We start from the raw sequence: 20,868 nt of genomic DNA on the forward strand, positions 1-20,868 counted from the left end.
GGGTGCGAGAGGTCTGCGCGCTGGTCTGGGGCACGGTGGCCGTGCCGCACATGGTGATACGGGACGGTCACTGCGGACCGGCGCGCCTGTTGCCAATAATCATGACGAACGAGGGCACGGAGGCAGTCTTGCACAGGGTTGCCTCCGTGCCGTGGCCCGTCTCAGGATGCGGGCGTCACGCTCGTCGCTCCGGACGACTCCGCCGGGGCCGCCTGCCCTGGCTTCCGGTCGGCACCGACCCGGCCGAGGTCGATGTCGCGGGTCTCGCGCATGGTCAGGTAGACGACCAGGGAGACCGCGGCGCAACCCGCCACGTACCAGTAGAAGCCGGACTCGACGCCCGACTTCTTGAACCAGAGCGCCACGTACTCGGCGGTACCGCCGAAGAGCGCGTTGGCGATGGCGTACGGAAGGGCGACGCCCAGAGCGCGGATGCCGGTCGGGAAGAGCTCGGCCTTCACACAGGCGTTGATCGAGGTGTACCCGGTGACGACGACCAGGGCGAGGAGCGCCAGGCCGAACGCGGGCCAGAAGGTGCCCGCGTGCTTGAGCATCGTCATGATCGGCACGGTCAGGAAGGTCGAGCCGACGGCGAAGGTGATCAGCAGCGGGCGGCGGCCGATCCGGTCGGAGAGCAGTCCGGCCGGCGGCTGGATGCACATGAAGACGAACAGGGCGCAGAAGCTGACGAGCGAGGCGGTGGACTTCTCCATGCCGGCGCTCCTGGAGAGGAACTTGGTGAGATAGGTCGTGTACGTGTAGTACGCGACGGTCCCGCCCATGGTCAGCGCCATCACCAGGAACGCCTCGCGCTTGTGCTGCCACAGCGCCTTCAGCGTGCCGCGGTCCTCCTGCTCGGCGGCGCCGGACTCCGCGTACACCTCGGTCTCCAGCATCGAGCGGCGCAGATAGAAGACGATCGCGGCACCGAGCGCACCGACGATGAACGGGATGCGCCAGCCCCAGCTGTGCAGGGCCGCGTCGGACATGTTGCGCTGCAGGATGATCTGGAGGCCGAGGCCGATGAGCTGTCCCGCGGTCATGGACACGTACTGGAAGCTGGAGGCGAAGCCGCGCCGGTGGGGCGCGGACGCCTCGGTCAGGTAGGTGGCGCTGGCGGCGTACTCGCCCCCGACGCTGAGGCCCTGCAGCAGCCGGGCCACCAGCAGGACGGCGACACCGCCGTATCCCGCGACGTCGTACGTCGGCGCGATGGCGATGAGGACCGCGGAGGCCGACATGAGGGTGACGGTGAGGGTGAGCGCGGCCTTGCGTCCTCTGCGGTCACCGATCCGGCCGAGCATCCAGCCACCGACCGGCCTCATGAAGAAGCCGACGGCGAAGATGCCCATGGTGTTCATGAGGTTGGCGGTCTCGTTGCCTTCGGGGAAGAACGAATCCGCGAAGTAGACGGCGAAGGTCGCGTACACGAACCAGTCGAACCACTCGACCATGTTGCCGGCGGAGCCGACCCAGATTTTCTTCCACTGCTCTCGTCCCATGGTCCGCCACCGTGCCCGAACAGCCGGGAACGTGACAAGGCCGCAACGGGCAACGATCACGCGTACGTGAGTGCGTTTGGTTCACGGCAGAGCGGGCCGCTCCGGGGCGGTGAGCGAGTCGTCGATGAACTCTCTTACCTGGTCGAGGACTTGGGAGCGGCTGGTGCCGGGGATGCCGACCGCGACATGGACGCTGAACCCGTCGAGCAGGGCGCGCAGCCGGGTCGCGAACCGTTCGGCGTCGACGGTACGGAACTCCCCGCGCGAGGCGCCCTCCGCCAGCAGCGCCACCAGGTCGCGGTGCCAGGCGCCCTCGATCGCGGCCTGCCGGGCGCGTGCGTCGTCGTCGGCGTTCTGCGAGCGGTTCCAGACCTCCAGCCAGAGCGTCCAGTGCGGATCGCGGTGGCCGTCGGGGAGGTACAGATCGATGTACGCGTCGAGCCGTTCGCGGACCGTCGCCCGACCGGACAGCAGGGTGCGCCGCTGCGCGCCGAGCCGGCCCTCGCTCCACTCCAGGGTCTGGAGCAGCAGCTCGTCCTTGGTGCGGAAGTAGTAGAGGAGGTGTCCGCTGCTCATGGAGACCTCATGGCCGAGCCCAGCCATGGTGAGGCCGTCGAGGCCCCGTTCGGCGATGGTGGCCATGGCGGCGGCCAGCAGTTCCTCGCGGGGCGGGGCGGTGTTGCGACGGCGTGGAGCGGGGGGCACGGTTCAGACCTTCGGCTGCTGCTGCGTGATGCAGTGGATGCCTCCACCGCCGGCAAAGATCGTACGGGCGTCGACGAGTGTCACCGTACGGTCGGGGAACAGCTCACCGAAGATCGCCGCCGCCTTCTTGTCGCGCGGGTCGTCGAAGGCGCAGAGAACCACGCCGTCGTTGCAGAGGTAATGGTTGATGTAGGAGTAGTCGACCCACTCCCCGTCGGCCTTCAGCACGGTGGGCGCGGGGACCTCCACCACGTTCAGGGAGCGGCCCCTGGCGTCGGTGGCGGCGCGCAGGATGCGGACGGTCTCACGGGTGATCTCGTGGTCGGGGTGGGCCGGGTCCGGCTGGACATGGGCGACGACGGTGCCGGGGCGGGCGAAGGCGGCGACGATGTCGACATGACCGAGGGTGCCGTACGTGCCGTAGTCACCGGCCAGTCCGCGAGGCAGCCAGATGGCCTTCTCGGTGCCGAGCCTGGCGTGGATCTCGGTCTCGACCTGCTCGCGGGTCCAGTCGGGGTTGCGTTCCTTGCCGAGCTGGACGGTCTCGGTGAGCAGGACGGTGCCCTCGCCGTCGACATGGATGGCGCCGCCCTCGTTGACGAGCGTGGAGCTGTGTACGGGGAGGGCCGCGAGCTCGGCGACGGAGCGGGCGATGTGCTGGTCGTGCTCCCAGCGGGCCCACCCCTGGGCGCCCCAACCGTTGAACGTCCAGTCGACGGCGGCTAGTTGACGCCCGTCACTGACGAAGGTGGGACCGATGTCGCGCATCCAGGCGTCGTCGAGCGGGCGGACGGCCAGCTCGATGTCCGGGCCGAGAAGGGCGCGGGCGCTGTCCTCCTGGCCCGGGCCGACGACCATCGTGACGGGTTCGAAGCGGCGGACGGCGCGGGCGACGGTGGCCCAGGCACTGCGGGCCTCGTCCAGTTCGGCGTCGGTGTCGAAGGTGGGGTTGGGGCCCGGCCAGGCCATCCAGGTGCGTTCGTGCGGGGCCCACTCGGGCGGCATACGAAAGGTCATGAAGCGTCCTTGAAAGGTGTCAGAGGAAGTAGAGGCGGTTGAGGGAGACGGAGTCGGCGGGCTCGGAGCGCAGCGGGTCGCCGTCCAGGGTGACCAGACCGCTGTGGGCGTCCACCGCGACTTCTCCGGTACGGGAGTTGTGGACGAGGTCGCCGGGGCCGATGCCGCGGGTGCCGCGCACTGCGACACGGCGCCGGCGCGTGGGCATCAGGTCAGCACCGAGGTGGGTCGCGGCCTGCGAGACGAAGGCCACGGAGAGATCGGCCGCAGTGGCTCCGTACGCCCCGAACTGCGGTCCGAGGACCAGGGGTTCGCAGGTGTCGGTGGCGGCGTTCGGGTCGCCCGTGACCCCGTACGCCGGAAAGCCGGACTTCAGCACGAGCTGCGGCTTCGCACCGAAGAACTCGGGCCGCCACAGCACGATGTCGGCGAGCTTCCCGGTCTCGATGGAGCCGACCTCGTGCGCGAGGCCGTGGGCGATGGCGGGGTTGATGGTGAGCTTGGCGATGTAGCGCAGCACCCGGGCGTTGTCGTCCGCGGGGCCGTCGCCGTCCATCGGGCCGAGCTCGGCCTTCATCTTCCCGGCCATCGCGAAGGTGCGGCGTACCGTCTCACCGGCCCGTCCCATGCCCTGTGCGTCGGAGGACGTGATGCCGATGGCGCCCAGGTCGTGCAGGACGTCCTCGGCGCCCATCGTTCCGGCGCGGATGCGGTCGCGGGCCATGGCGGCGTCGCCCGGCAGGTCCGTCTTGAGGTCGTGTACGGAGACGATCATCCCGTAGTGCTCGGCGACGGCGTCCCTGCCGAAGGGCAGCGTCGGATTGGTGGACGAACCGATGACGTTCTCGACGCCCGCCATCTTGAGGACGTTGGGGACGTGTCCGCCGCCGCAGCCCTCGATGTGGAAGGCGTGGATCGTGCGGCCTTCGAGGACACGCAGGGTGTCCTCGACCGACAGGCACTCGTTCAGCCCGTCGCTGTGCAGGGCGACCTGGACGTCGTGTTCCTCGGCGACCCGCAGTGCGGTGTCCAGGGCGCGGGTGTGGGCGCCCATGTCCTCGTGGACCTTGAAGCCGCAGGCCCCGCCCTCCGCGAGCGCCTCGACCAGCGGCGCCTCGTGGGAGGACGAACCGCGTCCCAGGAAGCCGATGTTGACCGGCCAGGCGTCGAACGCGTTGAAGGCATGGCGCAGGGCCCAGGGCGAGTTGACGCCGACGCCCCAGACCGGGCCGAACTCCTGGCCGATGATCGTGGTGACACCGGAGGCGAGCGATGCCTCCATGATCCGCGGCGAGAGCAGATGGACATGGGTGTCGACAGCGCCCGCCGTCGCGATCATCCCCTCGCCGGAAACGATCGACGTCCCCGTGCCGACGACGACGTCGACGCCGTCGAGGGTGTCCGGGTTGCCGGCCCGCCCGATCGCCGAGATCCGGCCCTCACGGATACCGATCGACACCTTGCGGATGCCCTGCACGGCGTCGATGACCAGCACATTGCTGATGACGACATCGCAGGTGTCCCGGACGGCGGCGGCCTTGAGATGCAACCCGTCGCGGGCGGTCTTGCCGAATCCGGCGAGGAACTCCTCGCCGTACTGCTGTGCGTCCGACTCGACGCGGACGGTCAGCCCGGAGTCACCGAGCCTGACCCGGTCCCCGGCACGCGGGCCGTGCACGGAGGCGTACTCGTGACGATCGATGCTCATCGCTCTGCTCCCAGGTATCCGCATGCCACCGCGCGCCGCAGGGCCTCTTCGCGTGCGCCGGGCGCGTCGAGCGGTCCGTCGACCAGTCCGGCGAACCCGATGGCGATCCGGTCTCCGCCGATGGGCACCAGCCCCACCTCGACCGACTCACCCGGCCCGAAGCGGACGGAGGACCCGGCGGGAACGCAGAGCCGCATCCCGTATGCCGCCGCCCGGTCGAAGTCGAGCCGCGGGTTGGCCTCGAAGAAGTGGAAGTGCGACGTCACGGAGACCGGCACGGTCGCGGTGTTGCGGACCGCCAGGCGCGCCGCCGGTTCCGGCTCGGGCGTGGCGGGACCGGGGACGACGGCCCCGGGAGCGTCGTCGCCGAGCCCGCCGCCCAGCGGCCGGGAGACCACGGCGAGTCGCGAACCGTCGTCGAAGACGGCCTCCACATGGACTTCGGTGACCACATCGGCGACCCCCGGAAGGACATCGTCGGGACCGAGCACGGACCGTGCGGCCTCGATGGCCTCGGCGAGCCTGCGCCCGTCGCGGGCGGCCTCACAGACCGTGTCCGCGATCAGAGCGGTCGCCTCGGGGACATTGAGCTTCAGCCCTCGGGCGCGGCGGGCCCGGGCCAGTTCGGCGGCGCCGAAGAGCAGCAGCCGGTCACGTTCCGTCGGGGTCAGTCGCACGCCCGCACACCTCCTGTTTAGAGCAGCACTCTAACCGTGGATCGGCGGAAACCTAAAGCTCGACCTCGTCACTTTTGAGCGATGCTCCAACCGTGCCGACGGTTCGGGACACGACGAAGGCCGCGCCCGGCAGAAACCGGGCGCGGCCTTCGCGCATACGACAGGAACGGACCAGGTCCTAGCCGAGCGGGTGCATCCAGCCGTGGGTGTCCTCGGCAACGCCGCGCTGGATGTCCAGCAGGCGCTCGCGCAGCTTCAGCGTGACCTCGCCGGGCGCACCCTCGCTCTGGGTCCACTCGCCGCCCGCGGACTTGACGGTGCCGACGGGGGTGATGACGGCGGCCGTGCCACAGGCGAAGACCTCGGTGAGGGTGCCGTTCGCGGTGTCGTCGCGCCACTGGTCGATGGAGACGCGGCCCTCCTCGGACTCGTAGCCGAGGTCGCGGGCGACCTTGAGCAGCGAGTCACGGGTGACGCCGGCGAGCAGGGAGCCGGTCAGGGCCGGGGTGATGATCTTGTTCCCGTACACGAAGTACAGGTTCATGCCGCCGAGTTCCTCGACCCACTTGTGCTCGACCGCGTCGAGGTAGGCAACCTGGTCGCAGCCCTTCGCCGCGGCCTCTGCCTGGGCGAGGAGGGACGCCGCGTAGTTGCCGCCGGTCTTGGCGTCGCCCATGCCGCCGGGGACGGCGCGGACGCGGTCCTCGGAGAGCCAGATGGAGACCGGCTTGACGCCACCGGGGAAGTAGGCACCGGCGGGCGAGGCGATGACGACGAAGAGGTACTCGTTGGCGGGCTTCACACCGAGGCCGACCTCGGTCGCGATCATGAACGGGCGCAGGTAGAGCGACTCCTCGCCGCCGTGCGCCGGAACCCATGCCTTGTCCTGCTGGACCAGCACGTCGCACGCCTCGATGAACGTCTCGACGGGCAGTTCCGGCATGGCCAGCCGGTGCGCCGATGCCTGGAAACGCTTGGCGTTCGCCTCGGGGCGGAACGTGGCGACGGAGCCGTCGGGCCGGCGGTAGGCCTTGAGGCCCTCGAAGATCTCCTGCGCGTAGTGCAGGACCGTGGTCGCGGGGTCGAGGGAGAGCGGGCCGTAGGGGACGAGCTGGCCGTCGTGCCAGCCGCGGCCCTCGGTCCACCGGATCGTCACCATGTGATCGGTGAAGTAGCGGCCGAATCCGGGCTTGACCAGGATCGCCTCGCGCTCCGCGTCGGACAGCGGGTTCGAGGAGGGCTTGAGCTCGATCGTGGGCGTCGTCATGTGTGCGTGTCCTTCACCGTTTGTGTGTGTTGGACCGCGCTCACGCCGCTCCTGTCAGACAGGTGCTAGGACGTCCGAGCTTCACCGCGAGCCACGGCCCCGTTCGATTATCGCTCCCGGGTGGCCGTGCACGAAATGACGTGAATGCGGTCCAGTGGTCGATGGTGGCACCCGGGACCGCATAGGAGAAGCCGCCGGGTGCGGTTGCGACCCGGCGGCTTCGAAAATGGAGTCGTCGGGTCAGCTCGCTACGCGTACCGCGAGCGCGTCGCCGATCTGGTCGGTGGTACGAGTCGTCGTGCCTCCCCCAGAGCCTGAAGGGCCTGGGAGGTGCCCCCCTCGCTCCGCGAGGTCGGCGGAGACGGCGTCCTCGATGCGCACGGCCTCGGCCTCGTAGCCGAGGTGGCGCAGCAGAAGGGCGACGGAGAGGATCGCGGCCGTGGGATCGGCCTTGCCCTGGCCCGCGATGTCCGGGGCGGAGCCGTGGACCGGCTCGAACATCGAGGGGAACTCGCCGCTCGGGTTGATGTTGCCCGAGGCCGCGACGCCGATGCCGCCGGAGACGGCCGCCGCGAGGTCGGTGATGATGTCGCCGAAGAGGTTGTCGGTGACGATCACGTCGAAGCGCTCGGGCTGCGTGACGAGGAAGATCGTCGCCGCGTCCACGTGCAGGTAGTCGGTGGTGACGTCCGGGAACTCGGCCGCGACCTTGTCGAAGATGTTGGTCCACAGGTGCCCGGCGTAGGTCAGCACGTTGTTCTTGTGGACCAGCGTCAGCTTCTTGCGCGGGCGCGCCTGGGCGCGGGCGAAGGCGTCACGGACCACACGCTCGACGCCGAAGGCGGTGTTGACCGAGACCTCGGTGGCGACCTCATGCGGGGTGCCGGTGCGGATCGAACCGCCATTACCGGTGTACGGGCCCTCGGTGCCCTCGCGGACCACGACGAAGTCGATCTCCGGCTGACCCTTGAGCGGGGTCGCGACACCCGGGAGGAGCTTCGACGGCCGCAGGTTCACATGGTGGTCGAAGAGGAAACGGAGCTTCAGCAGGAAGCCGCGCTCCAGGACGCCGGACGGAACCGAGGGGTCACCGATCGCGCCGAGCAGGATTGCGTCGTGCTGCTTGAGCGCCTGGACATCCGCGTCGGTGAGGGTCTCACCGGTCGCGTGGTAGCGCTTGGCGCCGAAGTCGAACTCCTTGGTCTCCAGCTTCACATCCTGCGGGAGAACAGCATTGAGGACCTTGAGGCCCTGAGCCACTACCTCCTGGCCGATACCGTCACCAGGGATCACTGCGAGATTGATGCTGCGAGACATGTCCGCACCTTACTGCGCGTCCCACACCATGACACGTTGCGTCCACGATACGGACACACGAGGAGCTGCGACTCGCGCCACACGTCCACCCAGCTGGATGGTTCGCTGGTTGCGCCGTTCGGCCGGCACCTGGCGTACGGCGCCGACCCGAGGACGCAGATGGCGGTCTCCTGGCAGGTTTCGTTCGCCGTGAAGCGGCCGTACATCCGGATCGGCCACAAACCGTGGGCGTTGAGCCGCAGGATCGACGCCGAGGTGCGCCTCCTCACCACCCCCGAGCTGAACGGGGGCAAGATCGCGGCGGCCGAACAGTTCTACGTACACGCGAGCCTGGAGCGACTACAGCCCGGCACGACGTACTACTACGGCGTCGGCCACGACGGCTTCGACCCCGCCGACACCCGCAACCTGGGCACGCTCGGCACCTTCACCACCGCGCCCTCGCACGCCGAGACCTTCACCCTCACCGCCTTCGGAGACCAGTGCGTCAGCTACCACGCGCTGGGCAACGACCAGTTGATCCTGGGCCAGAACCCCGAGATCCCGGCCAACTTCGGGATCGGCGACGGCAGGCAGACGCGCTGGCTGGATCCGGCACGCCCGGATGAAGGTCACCGCACTCGCCGAGTCGGGCGAGCGCATCGACCACTTCGAGATCAGCCGCGGCCGACCGTTCTCAGTGGCCCGTGGAGCCGCCGTTGTCCCTGCGGTCCAGGGCCCGCTGCAGGGCGGCGGCGGCATTCTGGCGCTCCGACTCGGTCGGACGGTGGGTGTGGCGGACTCGGCGGACAGTCGTCTCGGCCATGGTGGATCGACTCCTTGAGATCGCGAGGATTTCGAGATCGAAAAATCGTGAACGTGATTTCGAGATCGGGATATCGAGGCGCCGGAAGGGGCGGGGAGCGGGCGCCGCAGGGGTTGCCTGCACAGGGGCGCACACTCACGACCGCCAGTCGCTGGATCTAGCGAGACGTTCGGCTTCTACAAAGCTAGGACAGCTCGGCCGGTCTGTCTGCACAATTACTCGGACTTCCTACTATCTGAGACGGAGGTTTACGGCCGCCCGCCCTCAGTCCCCGGATCAGGGCCCGGACAGCGAGCGATTGCGCCTGCTCAGGGGTGGTGACGCAGCCGACCGAACGCGTCGGCCGCTCCGACCCGAGAGCCGTGATCTCGACCGTGTCCGGTGCTCCTTCGAGTGACAGCTCCGGCTTGATCGCCATGCCGAGTCCACGGGACACCATCGAGAGCACCGCTCCGTCGTCCTCGGCCTCGACCGTCGCACGCGGGATCCACTCCTGTGCGGCCCACCAGTCGCGGGTGTACGAGGAGCAGCTCTCCGCCCGGTCCACCAGCGGGAGCGTCCGCGGCGCCGGATGGCCGGCGGGGCACACCAGCGCGCACTCCTCCTCCATCAGCACTCCCCCGACCAGCTCCTTCGGTGCGCCAGCTCCTTCGGTGCGGGGGAACCCGTCCCCGGGGCGCCGGACATCCCCGGCGGCGGTCCTCCGGGGGGCCACCGCGCGATCACAGCACGTCCCCGTCCCGCCAGTCGAAGATCAGCGTCCCGGACGCGGGCGGCAGCACGCGGCCGGCCGCACCGCGGACATACGTGCTGCCCTCCTCGCCCGGTAGCCGCTCCACCCCGCGCCTTCCCTGTACGGCGATGGATGGGGTTGCCGACGGCGGCTTCGCCGCGGTGGCCTGCCGCTGGGCCCCGGGCCGCACCTCGTGCGACGGCTGAACCGGTAGCGGACCGCAGCCTCTGGCCCACCGGCTCACCTGTCGGCCCGGGCCGTTGTCAGTGGGTGCCCCTACTGTTCATGAGCGGGGGGGCCTGCGGACAACGGCCCGGCGGGAGGGGACGACCATGAGCTTCAGCATGCAGGCACGGGCCGTTCCAGCAGCCGGGCTGCCGCAGGACTTCGCCGGGGTGACGGCGGTCTTCGGTGACACGGACGACGAGCTCGACCTCCTGGAGACGGATCTGCACATCTCCAAGGATTTCTCCGAGGTGCACAAGTTGTGCCTCACCGCACCGCCCGGCCGCAGCAGTTGCGAGCTCCCGGTCTTCGGCGGGACCGTCCACGAGGACCCGGCCGGAATCGAGGCGCCATCGGTGACTCTGGAGGCCGCGGGGGTGCGGGAGGCGGCGGAGTTCCTCCGCCGCCATCCGTTCGACAAGCTGTGGCGCGCGGCCGCCGGGGGCGTCGGCGCGCACTGGGGCTGGCCGGAGCCCGAGGTCCGCGATGTCTTCGCCCACCACTACCGGCAGGTGCTGGACTTCTACGGGCGGGCCGCGGAGGCGGGCGACGCGGTAGTGAAGCGGTTCCTTTACTGAGGGACGGCCCCGGAATGGAAACCGCCTCCCGGCCGGCAGGGGAACCGGGCGGGAGGCGGAAATCGTGGCGGGGCGCCGGGGGTGCGGCGCCCCGGGGGGCGTCAGCCCTGGTGGGGGTAGGTGTAGTCGGTCGGCGGAACCAGCGTCTCCTTGATGGCCCGGGTCAGGGTCCACCGCTGCAGGTTCTGCGGGGCGCCCGCCTTGTCGTTCGTACCCGAGGCACGGCCGCCACCGAAGGGCTGCTGGCCGACGACGGCACCGGTCGACTTGTCGTTGATGTAGAAGTTGCCCGCGGCGTACCGCAGCTTCTCCATCGTGTGCGCGGCCGCGGCGCGGTCGCCCGCGATGACGGAACCGGTCAGCGCGTAGTCGGAGACCGACTCCATCTGCTCCAGCATCTCGTCGTACTTGCCGTCCTCGTAGACGTGCACGGCGAGGATCGGGCCGAAGTACTCGGTCGTGAAGACCTCGCTCGAAGGGTCGCTGCACTCGATGACGGTCGGGCGGACGAAGTAGCCCACCGAGTCGTCGTACGTGCCGCCCGCGATGATCGTGCAGGACGGGTCGGACTTGGCCCGGTCGATCGCGGCCTTGTTCTTGGCGAACGAGCGCTCGTCGATGACGGCACCGATGAAGTTCGACAGGTCGGTGACGTCACCCATGGTGATGGAGTCGACCTCTGCCGCGAACTTCTCCTTGAAACCGGAGTTCCAGATGGAGGCCGGGACGTACGCACGGGAGGAAGCCGAGCACTTCTGGCCCTGGAACTCGAAGGAGCCACGGGTGAGCGCGGTCTTCAGCACGGCGTGGTCGGCCGACGGGTGGGCGACGACGAAGTCCTTGCCACCGGTCTCGCCGACGAGCCGCGGGTAGGTGCGGTAGTTGGCGATGTTGTTGCCGACCGTCTTCCACAGGTGCTGGAAGGTGGGGGTCGAACCGGTGAAGTGGATACCGGCCAGGTCGCGGTGGTTCAGGGCCACCTCGGAGACGGCGATGCCGTCACCGGTCACCAGGTTGATGACGCCCTTGGGCAGACCCGCCTCTTCCAGGAGCTGCATCAGCAGCACGGCGGCGTGGGTCTGCGTCGGGGACGGCTTCCACACCACGACGTTGCCCATGAGGGCGGGGGCGGTGGGCAGGTTGCCCGCGATGGCCGTGAAGTTGAACGGCGTGATCGCGTAGACGAAGCCCTCCAGCGGGCGGTGGTCCATGCGGTTCCACACGCCCGGCGAGTTGGCCGGGGGCTGCTCGGCCAGAATCTGGCGCGCGTAGTGCACGTTGAAGCGCCAGAAGTCGACGAGCTCACAGGGAGTGTCGATCTCGGCCTGCTGTGCGGTCTTCGACTGGCCGAGCATCGTGGATGCGGCCAGCGTCTCGCGCCAGGGGCCGGACAGCAGCTCGGCGGCGCGCAGGATGATCGCGGCGCGGTCGTCGAAGGACATTGCGCGCCAGGCCGGGGCGGCGGCCAGCGCGGCGTCGATCGCGTCCTGGGCGTCCTGCTGCGTGGCGCCGGCGAACGTACCGATGACGGCCTTGTGGTTGTGCGGCTGTACGACGTCGAAGCGCTCGCCGCCGCCCATCCGCTTCTCGCCACCGATGGTCATCGGAAGGTCGATCGGGTTCTGGCTGAGCTCCTTGAGCTTCGCCTCCAGGCGGGCACGCTCCGGGGAACCCGGGGCGTAGGAGTGGACCGGCTCGTTGACCGGCGCGGGGACCTGAGTAACAGCGTCCATGAGTGCCTTGTCTCCTTGTGTCAGGGGGTGGGGGTCAGCCGGGCAGGTCAGCCCTTGGTGAGGATGGAGCGGCCGAAGAACAGCAGGTTCGCCGGCTTCTCCGCGAGGCGGCGCATGAAGTAGCCGTACCAGTCGGTGCCGTACGCGGTGTACACGCGCATCCGGTGGCCCTCGGCCGCGAGCCGGATGTGCTCGTCGCTGCGGATGCCGTACAGCATCTGGAACTCGTACTCGTCCAGCTTGCGCCCGGCCTTCCGGGCCAGCTCCTGGGCGATGGCGATCAGACGCGGGTCGTGCGACCCGATCATCGGGTAGCCCTCGCCCTCCATCAGGGTCTTCAGGATGCGGACGTACGCCTTGTCGATCTCGGCCTTGTCCTGGTACGCGACGGAGGCGGGCTCCTTGTAGGCGCCCTTCACGATGCGGACGCGGCTGCCGACGGCGGCCAGGCGGCGGGCGTCCTCCTCGGTGCGGAACAGATACGCCTGGATCACACAGCCGGTCTGCGGGAAGTCCTTCCGCAGCTCCTCGTGGATGGCGAACATCGAATCGAGGGTGGTGTGGTCCTCGGCGTCCAGCGTGACCGTGGTGCCGATCGCGGCGGCGGCCTCGACGACCGGGCGGACGTTGGCGAGCGCCAGCTCGTGGCCGCCGTCCAGCGCTTGGCCGAACATGGAGAGCTTGACGGACATCTCGGCCTTGGTGCCCAGGCCCAGGTCCTTGAGGCGCTCGATCAGTTCGAGGTAGGCATCGCGGGCGGCGGCGGCCTGCTCGGGGGTGGTGATGTCCTCGCCGACCACGTCGAGGGTGACTTCGAGGCCCTTGCCGGCGGCGTCCTCGATGATCGGGACGACCTGGTCGACGGTCTCACCGGCGATGAACCGGTCGACGACCTGCTTGGTGCCAGGTGCGGCCGAGATGAAACGGCGCATCTTGTCGCTGCGGGACGCGGCGAGAATCACGGGACCCAGCACGGGGCACCTCCACGGAAAGTACGAACGAAGGCCGTACCGGCAGATAAGGACAGAGCGGTACAGCACGGAGAACCACCGTGAAATCTAAGGATCCCTCCGATGGTGTGCCATCGACAGCTGTCACGCATCCATTCCCGGGATCTCAGACATATGTCTGAAGGGGTGCGAGAATGGCCGGGTGAAGGGCGATTACCAGGAGCTGGTCGACGAGATCTCCGGGCTGCTCGGCGCCCCCGCGACGCTGGAGAACCGGGACTTCGGCCTGGTCGCCTTCGGCGCCCACGACAGCGACGACGACACGGCGATGGACCCGGTCCGCACCCGCTCGATCCTGACCAGGCGCTCCACGCCCGCGGTCCGCTCCTGGTTCGAGGGCTTCGGCATCGCCCGCGCCACCGGCCCGGTCCGCATTCCGGCCGCCCCGGAGGCCGGGGTGTTCCGGGGCCGCATCTGTCTGCCGGTACGCCATCGGGGTGTCGTGCTCGGTTACGTATGGCTGCTCGACGCGGACCCCGGGCCGACCGACGAGCAGCTGAGGGCGGCGATGGAGGTGGCGGCCCGGATCGGGGGGCTGCTCTCCGACGAGGCGCGGGCGGGCACGGATCTGTCCCGGGAGTTCGGTGCGGTCCTCACAGCCGGGCGGGGCTGGCAGCGCGACATGGCGGTGGCCGCGCTGGACGAGGCACTGGGCCGGGACGCGAAGGGCCTGCACACGGTGGTGTGCGTGACCCCGTGGACCGACGATCCACCATCGGTCCGTACGGTGTCCTCGGCATCGGCACTGACCTCGGTCCCGGCCCCCGGGGCCGTCGGGGGCCCCTCGCTGGCCGCGCTGATCCGGCTGCGCTCCAGCGATGTCCTCGACCCGGCGCTCACCGCCGCGGACCGGCTGCGTTCCTCCGCGGGCGGGTACGGCACCGCCGGGGTCGCGGTGCCCCGCCGGGGCCTGGCGGACCTGGCCGAGGCCTGGCACGAGGCGTCGGCCGCGGCCCGCGCGGCGGCGGCCGAGTCCCGCTTCGGCCCGGTCGCCGAGTGGTCGGCGATCGGCCCGTACCGGCTGCTGACCGCGCTCCCCGCAGAAGCAGCCGCGGATCCCGCGGTCCGCGCCCTGCTCACCCCGCCGCACAAGGATCTGGCCCGCACCGCCGAGGTGTTCCTCGACTGCGCGGGCCAGGCGTCCCGTACGGCCACCGCACTCGGCATCCACCGCCAGACGCTCTACTACCGGCTCTCCCGGGTCCAGCGGCTCACCGGCCTCGATCTCAACGACGGCGAGGACCGACTGTTGCTGCATATGGCACTCAAGGGCGCGCGACTCTGATCCCGCACGCCGCCACCGAGCTGGACGCATCCGAGAGCCCCCATCAGGCCGCCCGGCGTTCGAGGACGGAGCCGTCGCCCCGGCCCCGGGCGCTCGCCCCGACTTGGACTCCGACTCCAGGCCCTTCCTACCGCACCCGCCCTTCGAGCACCGCCTTCAGACCGTCCGTCAGATCCTGCGCGGACGGCGCCGATTCACTGTCCATCAGCCACTGCACCATCACACCCGCGAGCAGCGCCTGGCAGAACAGCCCGGCCACCCGCGCTTTCTCCGGGTCCGTCTCCGGGTCGATGCCGAGCATGTTCTCGGCGAGCCCGTCACGCCCCTCGCGCTGCGGGCCCGCCAGGGCCTTCTGCAGCTCCGGGTCCTGGTCGATCCGGGAGACGACCTCCATCTGGAGCTGCCAGACGGACCGGGTCTTCCCATAGCTGTCGATCACCCGCTCCCAGGCGTCGCGGAACTGGTCGAGCGGCGACCGGGACCCGTCGCCGCCGTCCGCGTCCACGTCCGGCCGCTCGGTGAGCGCATCGCCCCACTCCTCCGTCACCTTGAGGAAGGCGAGGTTGAGCAGGGCCTCCTTGGAGCCGTAGTGGTAGCCGATGGAGGCGAGGTTCGTACCGGAGGCGGCCACGATGTCGCGCGCCGTCGTCCGGGCGTATCCCTTCTCCAGCAGGCAGCGCTTGGCGCCTTCGAGCAGATCCTCACGGTGTCCCATGAAAGCAGCGTACCCGGCATGCAGACGTTCGTGTAAGACGCACGTCTATATGCCGGGTACGCGGGGCCCTGAGACCGTCAGTCGGTCAGGTTCACCGTACGGGCCGATGCGGCACCGATCTCCGTGGAGATGTCGGTGAGCACCGACGCCGGGACGTCGTCGTCGACGGTGAGCACGACCAGCGCCTCGCCGCCCGCGTCCGTCCGCGAGACCTGCATGCCCGCGATGTTCAGACCGGCCTCACCGAGGATCCGGCCGACCGTGCCGACGACACCGGGACGGTCCTCGTAACGCAGCACCACCATGTGGTCGGCCAGCGCCAGGTCCACGTCGTACTCGCCGACGGCTACGATCTTCTGAAGGTGCTTGGGGCCGGCCAGCGTGCCGGAGACCGCGACCTCCTCGCCGCCCGAGAGCGTGCCGCGGACGGTGACCACGTTGCGATGGTCCGGCGACTCGGAGCTGGTGGTGAGGCGGACCTCGACACCGCGCTCCTGCGCGAAGAGCGGGGCATTCACATACGACACGGTCTCATCGACCACGTCCTCGAAGACGCCCTTGAGCGCGGAGAGTTCGAGCACCTTGACGTCGTGCTGGGTGATCTCGCCGTACACCTCGACGTCGAGGCGGACCGCGACCTCGCCCGCGAGCGCTGTGAAGATCCGGCCGAGCTTCTCGGCGAGCGGCAGGCCCGGGCGTACGTCCTCCGCGATCACACCGCCCTGGACGTTGACCGCGTCCGGCACGAGCTCACCGGCGAGGGCGAGGCGCACGGACTTGGCGACCGCGATGCCCGCCTTCTCCTGGGCCTCGTCGGTGGAGGCGCCGAGGTGCGGGGTGCAGACGACCTGGTCGAACTCGAACAGCGGGGAGTCCGTGCAGGGCTCCTTCGTGTACACGTCGAGACCGGCGCCGGCGACCCGGCCCTCCTTGAGGGCGGAGGCGAGCGCCTCCTCGTCGACGATGCCACCGCGCGCGGCGTTGACGATGCGCACCGAGGGCTTCACCTTGTGCAGCGCCTCGTCGCCGATCAGGCCCAGCGTCTCGGGGGTCTTGGGCAGGTGCACGGTGATGAAGTCGGCGACCCCGAGCAGCTCGTCCAGCGTAAGGAGCTTGACGCCCATCTGGGCGGCACGCGCGGGCTGCACATAGGGGTCGTACGCGACGATCTTCATACCGAAGGCCGACATGCGCTGAGCGACCAGGACACCGATGCGGCCGAGGCCGACGACGCCGAGGATCTTCTCGCTCAGCTCGACGCCGGTGTACTTGGAGCGCTTCCACTCACCGTTCTTGAGGGCGGTGTTGGCCTGCGGGATGTTGCGCGCGGTGGCGACCAGCAGACCGCAGGCCAGCTCGGCGGCGGTCACGATGTTGGAGGTCGGTGCGTTGACGACCATCACGCCGGCCTTGGTGGCGGCGGAGACGTCGACGTTGTCCAGACCGACGCCCGCGCGGGCGACGACCTTCAGCTTCTTCGCGGCGGCGATGGCCTCGGCGTCGACCTTGGTGGCGGAGCGCACCAGGATGGCGTCGACATCGGCGATCGCGGGGAGGAGCTCGGCGCGGTCCGCGCCGTTGCAGTGCCGGATTTCGAAATCCGGACCCAGGGCGTCAACCGTGGCAGGCGACAGCTCTTCAGCGATGAGTACGACAGGTTTCGAGCTCACGTGAGTCCTCACAAGTCCAGTGCGGACGGCCGTCCCGACGGCCGCAGGCGGTGGAGGGGCTTGCCGCGTGGAAGACGCACGACACTGTGGGCCTGACGCGTGTATGTGTGGAGAAGTGTAGTCATGCGCCAGGACGCATACTGCGCCCCGATGGAAGGATCACCCACACGGGGGTGGACGACTTGTACACACGTACGACGCCGCCTCTTCCAGCGGTGAAGCAGGGGGGAACACCCCGGGCGCGGGTCAGGAGACCCGCGCCCGGGGTGAACGGGTTACGCGTCCTCGTCGTTGACCCAGCTCATGAGCTTGCGCAGCTCACGGCCGGTGGTCTCCAGGAGGTGGTCGCTGTCCGCCTTCTTGTACTCGTTGTACTTGGGCAGACCGTTGTGGTACTCGGCCATCCAGTTCTTGGCGAAGGTGCCGTCCTGGATCTCCGCGAGGACCTTCTTCATCTCGGCCTTGGTGGCGTCCGTGATGATCCGCGGGCCGGTGACGTAGTCGCCCCACTCGGCGGTCTCCGAGATGGACCAGCGCATCTTCTCCAGGCCGCCCTCGTACATGAGGTCCACGATGAGCTTCAGCTCGTGCAGGCACTCGAAGTACGCGATCTCCGGCTGGTAACCGGCCTCGGTCAGGGTCTCGAAACCGGCCTTGACCAGGGCGGCGGTGCCACCGCAGAGGACGGCCTGCTCACCGAACAGGTCGGTCTCGGTCTCCTCGGTGAAGGTCGTCTTGATGACGCCGGCGCGGGTGCCGCCGATGCCCTTCGCGTACGACAGGGCGAGCGCCAGGCCGTTGCCCGAGGCGTCCTGCTCGACGGCCACGATGCACGGAACGCCGCGGCCCTCCTCGTACTGACGGCGGACCAGGTGGCCCGGGCCCTTCGGGGCGACCATGCAGACGTCGACATTGGCCGGCGGCTTGATGAAGTCGAAGCGGATGTTCAGGCCGTGGCCGAAGAACAGCGCGTCGCCGTCCTTGAGGTTGTCCTTGATGGACTCCTCGTAGACCTGGGCCTGGATCGGGTCCGGGACGAGGATCATGATGACGTCGGCCTCGGCGGCGGCCTCGGACGGGGTCACCACGCGCAGGCCCTGCTCCTCGGCCTTGGCCTTGGACTTGGAGCCCTCGTGCAGACCGACACGGACGTCGACACCCGAGTCGCGCAGCGACAGCGCGTGGGCGTGGCCCTGGCTTCCGTAGCCGATGACCGCGACCTTGCGGCCCTGGATGATGGACAGGTCGGCATCGTCGTCGTAGAACAGCTCGGCCACTGGGTCTCTCCTTGGTGTGCAGGTGTTGCGTCCCACCGTACGGCGGGGTGCGTCAGATACGTTTTCGGATCTCGCCATACGAGCGGCGAAGTGGCGGTGCCTAGGCCGAACGGTCGAGGGCGCGCAGCGAACGGTCGGTGATCGAGCGCGCGCCGCGCCCTATGGCGATGGTGCCGGACTGGACCAGCTCCTTGATGCCGTACTGCTCCAGCATCTTGAGCATGGCCTCCAGCTTGTCGGCGCCGCCGGTCGCCTCGATCGTGACGGCCTCCGGGGAGACGTCCACGGTCTTGGCGCGGAACAGCTGGACGATCTCGACGATCTGGGAGCGGGTCTCGTTGTCGGCGCGGACCTTCACCAGGACGAGCTCACGCTGGATCGCAGCGGACGGCTCGAGTTCGACGATCTTCAGGACGTTCACCAGCTTGTTGAGCTGTTTGGTCACCTGCTCAAGAGGCAGGTCCTCGACACCGACGACGATGGTGATGCGCGAGATGTCGGGGTGTTCGGTGGTACCGACCGCGAGCGAGTCGATGTTGAAGCCGCGGCGGGAGAACAGGGCGGTGATCCGGGCGAGGACACCGGGCTTGTTCTCGACCAGGACGGAGAGCGTGTGCTTGGTGGACATGGAGTCGGTCTCTCTCTGTCTCTCAGTCGTCTTCGTTGTCGCCGAAGTCGGGGCGAACCCCGCGGGCGGCCATGACCTCGTCGTTGGAGGTGCCGGCGGCGACCATCGGCCACACCATGGCGTCCTCGTGGACGATGAAGTCGATCACGACGGGGCGGTCGTTGATGGAATTGGCCTCTTCGATGACCTTGTCCAGGTCGGCCGGGTCCTCGCAGCGGATCGCGTGGCAGCCCATGGCCTCGGACAGCTTGACGAAGTCCGGGACGCGGGTGCCCTTCGCCGGGACGCCCTCGGTGTCGGCGCCGGAGTGCAGCACGGTGTTGGAGTACCGCTGGTTGTAGAACAGGGTCTGCCACTGGCGGACCATCCCGAGCGCCCCGTTGTTGATGATGGCGACCTTGATCGGGATGTTGTTGAGCGCGCAGGTGGTGAGTTCCTGGTTGGTCATCTGGAAGCAGCCGTCGCCGTCGATCGCCCAGACCGTACGGTCCGGCATGCCGGCCTTGGCACCCATCGCGGCCGGGACCGCATACCCCATCGTTCCGGCGCCGCCGGAGTTCAGCCAGGTGGCGGGCTGCTCGTACTGGATGAAGTGCGAGGCCCACATCTGGTGCTGGCCGACGCCCGCCGCGAAGATCGTGCCCTCGGGGGCGAGCTGACCGATGCGCTGGATGACCTGCTGCGGCGAGAGGCTGCCGTCCTCGGGCAGGTCGTAGCCGAGCGGGTAGGTGTCGCGCCAGCGGTTGAGGTCCTTCCACCAGGCTGAATATCCCGTCCGGGCGGCCTCACCGACGTGACCTTCGGTGTGCTCGGCCTGGACGGCCTGGACCAGGTCGGCCAGGACCTCGCGGGCATCGCCCACGATCGGGACGTCCGCGGCGCGGTTCTTGCCGATCTCGGCCGGGTCGATGTCGGCGTGGACGATCTTGGCGTACGGGGCGAAGCTGTCCAGCTTGCCGGTGACACGATCGTCGAATCGGGCTCCGAGGGCGACGATCAGGTCGGCCTTCTGCAGCGCGGTGACGGCGGTGACCGCACCGTGCATGCCCGGCATTCCGACGTGCAGCGGGTGGCTGTCGGGGAATGCGCCGAGCGCCATCAGTGTGGTGGTGACGGGCGCTCCGGTGAGCTCTGCAAGGACCTTCAGTTCGGCGGTGGCCCCCGCCTTGATGACACCGCCGCCGACATACAGCACCGGGCGCTTGGCCTGAGTGATCAGCTTGGCGGCTTCGCGGATCTGCTTGGCGTGCGGCTTGGTGACCGGACGGTAGCCGGGCAGGTCCTGGGTGGGCGGCCAGCTGAACGTGGTCTGCGCCTGCAGGGCGTCCTTGGCGATGTCGACGAGGACGGGGCCCGGACGGCCGGTGGAGGCGATGTGGAAGGCCTCGGCGATGGTGTGCGGGATGTCCTCGGCCTTGGTGACCAGGAAGTTGTGCTTGGTGACCGGCATCGTAATGCCGCAGATGTCGGCTTCCTGGAAGGCGTCCGTGCCGATGGCCTTGGAGGCGACCTGGCCGGTGATCGCGACCAGCGGGACGGAGTCCATGTGGGCGTCGGCGATCGGCGTGACCAGGTTGGTGGCGCCGGGGCCGGAGGTGGCCATGCAGACGCCGACCTTGCCGGTGGCCTGGGCGTAGCCGGTGGCGGCGTGTCCGGCGCCCTGCTCGTGACGGACCAGCACATGACGGACCCGGGTGGAGTCCATCATCGGGTCGTACGCCGGAAGGATGGCGCCGCCGGGAATGCCGAATACCGTGTCGGCCCCCACCTCCTCAAGAGACCGGATGAGGGACTGCGCGCCCGTGACGTGCTCAACGGTGGCGGCGGACGATCCGCCGTTACGGGCCCGCGGCTGGGGATGGTGGGCCCCGGTGGCCTGCTCGGTCATCGGCATTCTCTTCTCGAAGCTGAGGGTTTTTGCGGGTGTTTTACGAGGATTTGCCTGGTGTCAGTGCAACAAAAAACCCCTCGTGCCGTGAGGCAAGCGAGGGGAGCGCGTCGGTGTGGTCTGCAGAG

General features: G+C 69.2%; 17 protein-coding genes and 2 pseudogenes. 3 read left to right on the forward strand and 16 right to left on the reverse strand.

The genetic code is table 11. The annotated features are described in order from the left end of the window. Positions 1–161: 161 nt before the first annotated feature. The 7 genes from OG953_RS13160 to OG953_RS13190 form a co-directional block, all read right to left on the reverse strand. Positions 162–1,502, reverse strand: a complete 1,341-nt coding sequence (locus OG953_RS13160; RefSeq protein ID WP_405684318.1) for an MFS transporter — start codon at positions 1,500–1,502, stop codon at positions 162–164. Positions 1,503–1,583: 81 nt separating this feature from the next. Beyond that, on the reverse strand, positions 1,584–2,207 hold the full coding sequence (locus OG953_RS13165; protein ID WP_405684319.1) for a TetR/AcrR family transcriptional regulator: 624 nt from the start codon (positions 2,205–2,207) through the stop codon (positions 1,584–1,586). A 3-nt stretch (positions 2,208–2,210) separates the two neighbouring features. Continuing rightward, positions 2,211–3,224, reverse strand: coding sequence for an agmatine/peptidylarginine deiminase (locus tag OG953_RS13170; protein WP_405684321.1), 1,014 nt, complete (start codon positions 3,222–3,224; stop codon positions 2,211–2,213). Between the two features lie 19 nt (positions 3,225–3,243). Beyond that, the gene (locus OG953_RS13175) at positions 3,244–4,932 is read right to left on the reverse strand and encodes an urease subunit alpha (protein WP_405684323.1); all 1,689 of its coding nucleotides are present in this window, start codon (positions 4,930–4,932) and stop codon (positions 3,244–3,246) included. After that, entirely contained in the window at positions 4,929–5,609 is a 681-nt protein-coding gene (gene ureA, locus OG953_RS13180; protein WP_266357642.1) for an urease subunit gamma, read from the reverse strand. The genes OG953_RS13175 and ureA overlap by 4 nt, the downstream gene beginning before the upstream one ends. A gap of 178 nt (positions 5,610–5,787) precedes the next feature. Further along, positions 5,788–6,876: a branched-chain amino acid aminotransferase gene (locus OG953_RS13185; protein WP_405684325.1), complete on the reverse strand. Its 1,089-nt coding sequence runs from the start codon at positions 6,874–6,876 to the stop codon at positions 5,788–5,790. Between the two features lie 240 nt (positions 6,877–7,116). Continuing rightward, positions 7,117–8,193 (reverse strand): 3-isopropylmalate dehydrogenase, encoded by a 1,077-nt coding sequence (locus tag OG953_RS13190; RefSeq protein WP_405684327.1) that lies wholly within the window; start codon positions 8,191–8,193, stop codon positions 7,117–7,119. Positions 8,194–8,277: 84 nt separating this feature from the next. Here OG953_RS13190 and OG953_RS13195 point away from each other — a divergent pair. Continuing rightward, positions 8,278–8,751 (forward strand): annotated as a pseudogene (locus OG953_RS13195) (fibronectin type III domain-containing protein); the annotation flags it as partial. A 118-nt stretch (positions 8,752–8,869) separates the two neighbouring features. On the opposite strand, the gene OG953_RS13200 reads toward OG953_RS13195, so the two are convergent. Both OG953_RS13200 and OG953_RS13205 read right to left on the reverse strand, forming a co-directional pair. After that, on the reverse strand, positions 8,870–8,998 hold the full coding sequence (locus OG953_RS13200) for a hypothetical protein (RefSeq protein WP_093772350.1): 129 nt from the start codon (positions 8,996–8,998) through the stop codon (positions 8,870–8,872). Positions 8,999–9,182: 184 nt separating this feature from the next. Continuing rightward, positions 9,183–9,635 (reverse strand): annotated as a pseudogene (locus OG953_RS13205) (LysR family transcriptional regulator substrate-binding protein); the annotation flags it as partial. A gap of 428 nt (positions 9,636–10,063) precedes the next feature. Here OG953_RS13205 and OG953_RS13210 point away from each other — a divergent pair. Continuing rightward, entirely contained in the window at positions 10,064–10,534 is a 471-nt protein-coding gene (locus tag OG953_RS13210; protein WP_405684329.1) for a DUF1877 family protein, read from the forward strand. A gap of 101 nt (positions 10,535–10,635) precedes the next feature. On the opposite strand, the gene pruA is transcribed toward OG953_RS13210, so the two are convergent. Both pruA and OG953_RS13220 read right to left on the reverse strand, forming a co-directional pair. Beyond that, positions 10,636–12,267, reverse strand: a complete 1,632-nt coding sequence (gene pruA / locus OG953_RS13215; protein WP_405684331.1) for an L-glutamate gamma-semialdehyde dehydrogenase — start codon at positions 12,265–12,267, stop codon at positions 10,636–10,638. 47 nt (positions 12,268–12,314) lie between these two features. Continuing rightward, positions 12,315–13,241: a proline dehydrogenase family protein gene (locus tag OG953_RS13220; protein WP_405684332.1), complete on the reverse strand. Its 927-nt coding sequence runs from the start codon at positions 13,239–13,241 to the stop codon at positions 12,315–12,317. A 178-nt stretch (positions 13,242–13,419) separates the two neighbouring features. Between OG953_RS13220 and OG953_RS13225 the strand changes: the two genes are divergently transcribed. Further along, on the forward strand, positions 13,420–14,562 hold the full coding sequence (locus OG953_RS13225; protein ID WP_405684333.1) for a PucR family transcriptional regulator: 1,143 nt from the start codon (positions 13,420–13,422) through the stop codon (positions 14,560–14,562). A 127-nt stretch (positions 14,563–14,689) separates the two neighbouring features. On the opposite strand, the gene OG953_RS13230 is transcribed toward OG953_RS13225, so the two are convergent. From OG953_RS13230 to OG953_RS13250, 5 genes are all read right to left on the reverse strand, one after another. Next, positions 14,690–15,277, reverse strand: coding sequence for a TetR/AcrR family transcriptional regulator (locus OG953_RS13230; RefSeq protein WP_405684335.1), 588 nt, complete (start codon positions 15,275–15,277; stop codon positions 14,690–14,692). 77 nt (positions 15,278–15,354) lie between these two features. Further along, positions 15,355–16,947 (reverse strand): phosphoglycerate dehydrogenase, encoded by a 1,593-nt coding sequence (serA, locus tag OG953_RS13235; protein ID WP_405684336.1) that lies wholly within the window; start codon positions 16,945–16,947, stop codon positions 15,355–15,357. A gap of 275 nt (positions 16,948–17,222) precedes the next feature. Then, positions 17,223–18,224, reverse strand: a complete 1,002-nt coding sequence (gene ilvC, locus OG953_RS13240) for a ketol-acid reductoisomerase (protein WP_037690024.1) — start codon at positions 18,222–18,224, stop codon at positions 17,223–17,225. A gap of 100 nt (positions 18,225–18,324) precedes the next feature. Continuing rightward, entirely contained in the window at positions 18,325–18,852 is a 528-nt protein-coding gene (gene ilvN, locus OG953_RS13245; RefSeq protein WP_405684338.1) for an acetolactate synthase small subunit, read from the reverse strand. A 22-nt stretch (positions 18,853–18,874) separates the two neighbouring features. After that, positions 18,875–20,746 (reverse strand): acetolactate synthase large subunit, encoded by a 1,872-nt coding sequence (locus OG953_RS13250; RefSeq protein WP_405684339.1) that lies wholly within the window; start codon positions 20,744–20,746, stop codon positions 18,875–18,877. Positions 20,747–20,868: the final 122 nt, after the last annotated feature.

This window comes from Streptomyces sp. NBC_00057, assembly GCF_045041165.1.
Classification (GTDB): domain Bacteria; phylum Actinomycetota; class Actinomycetes; order Streptomycetales; family Streptomycetaceae; genus Streptomyces.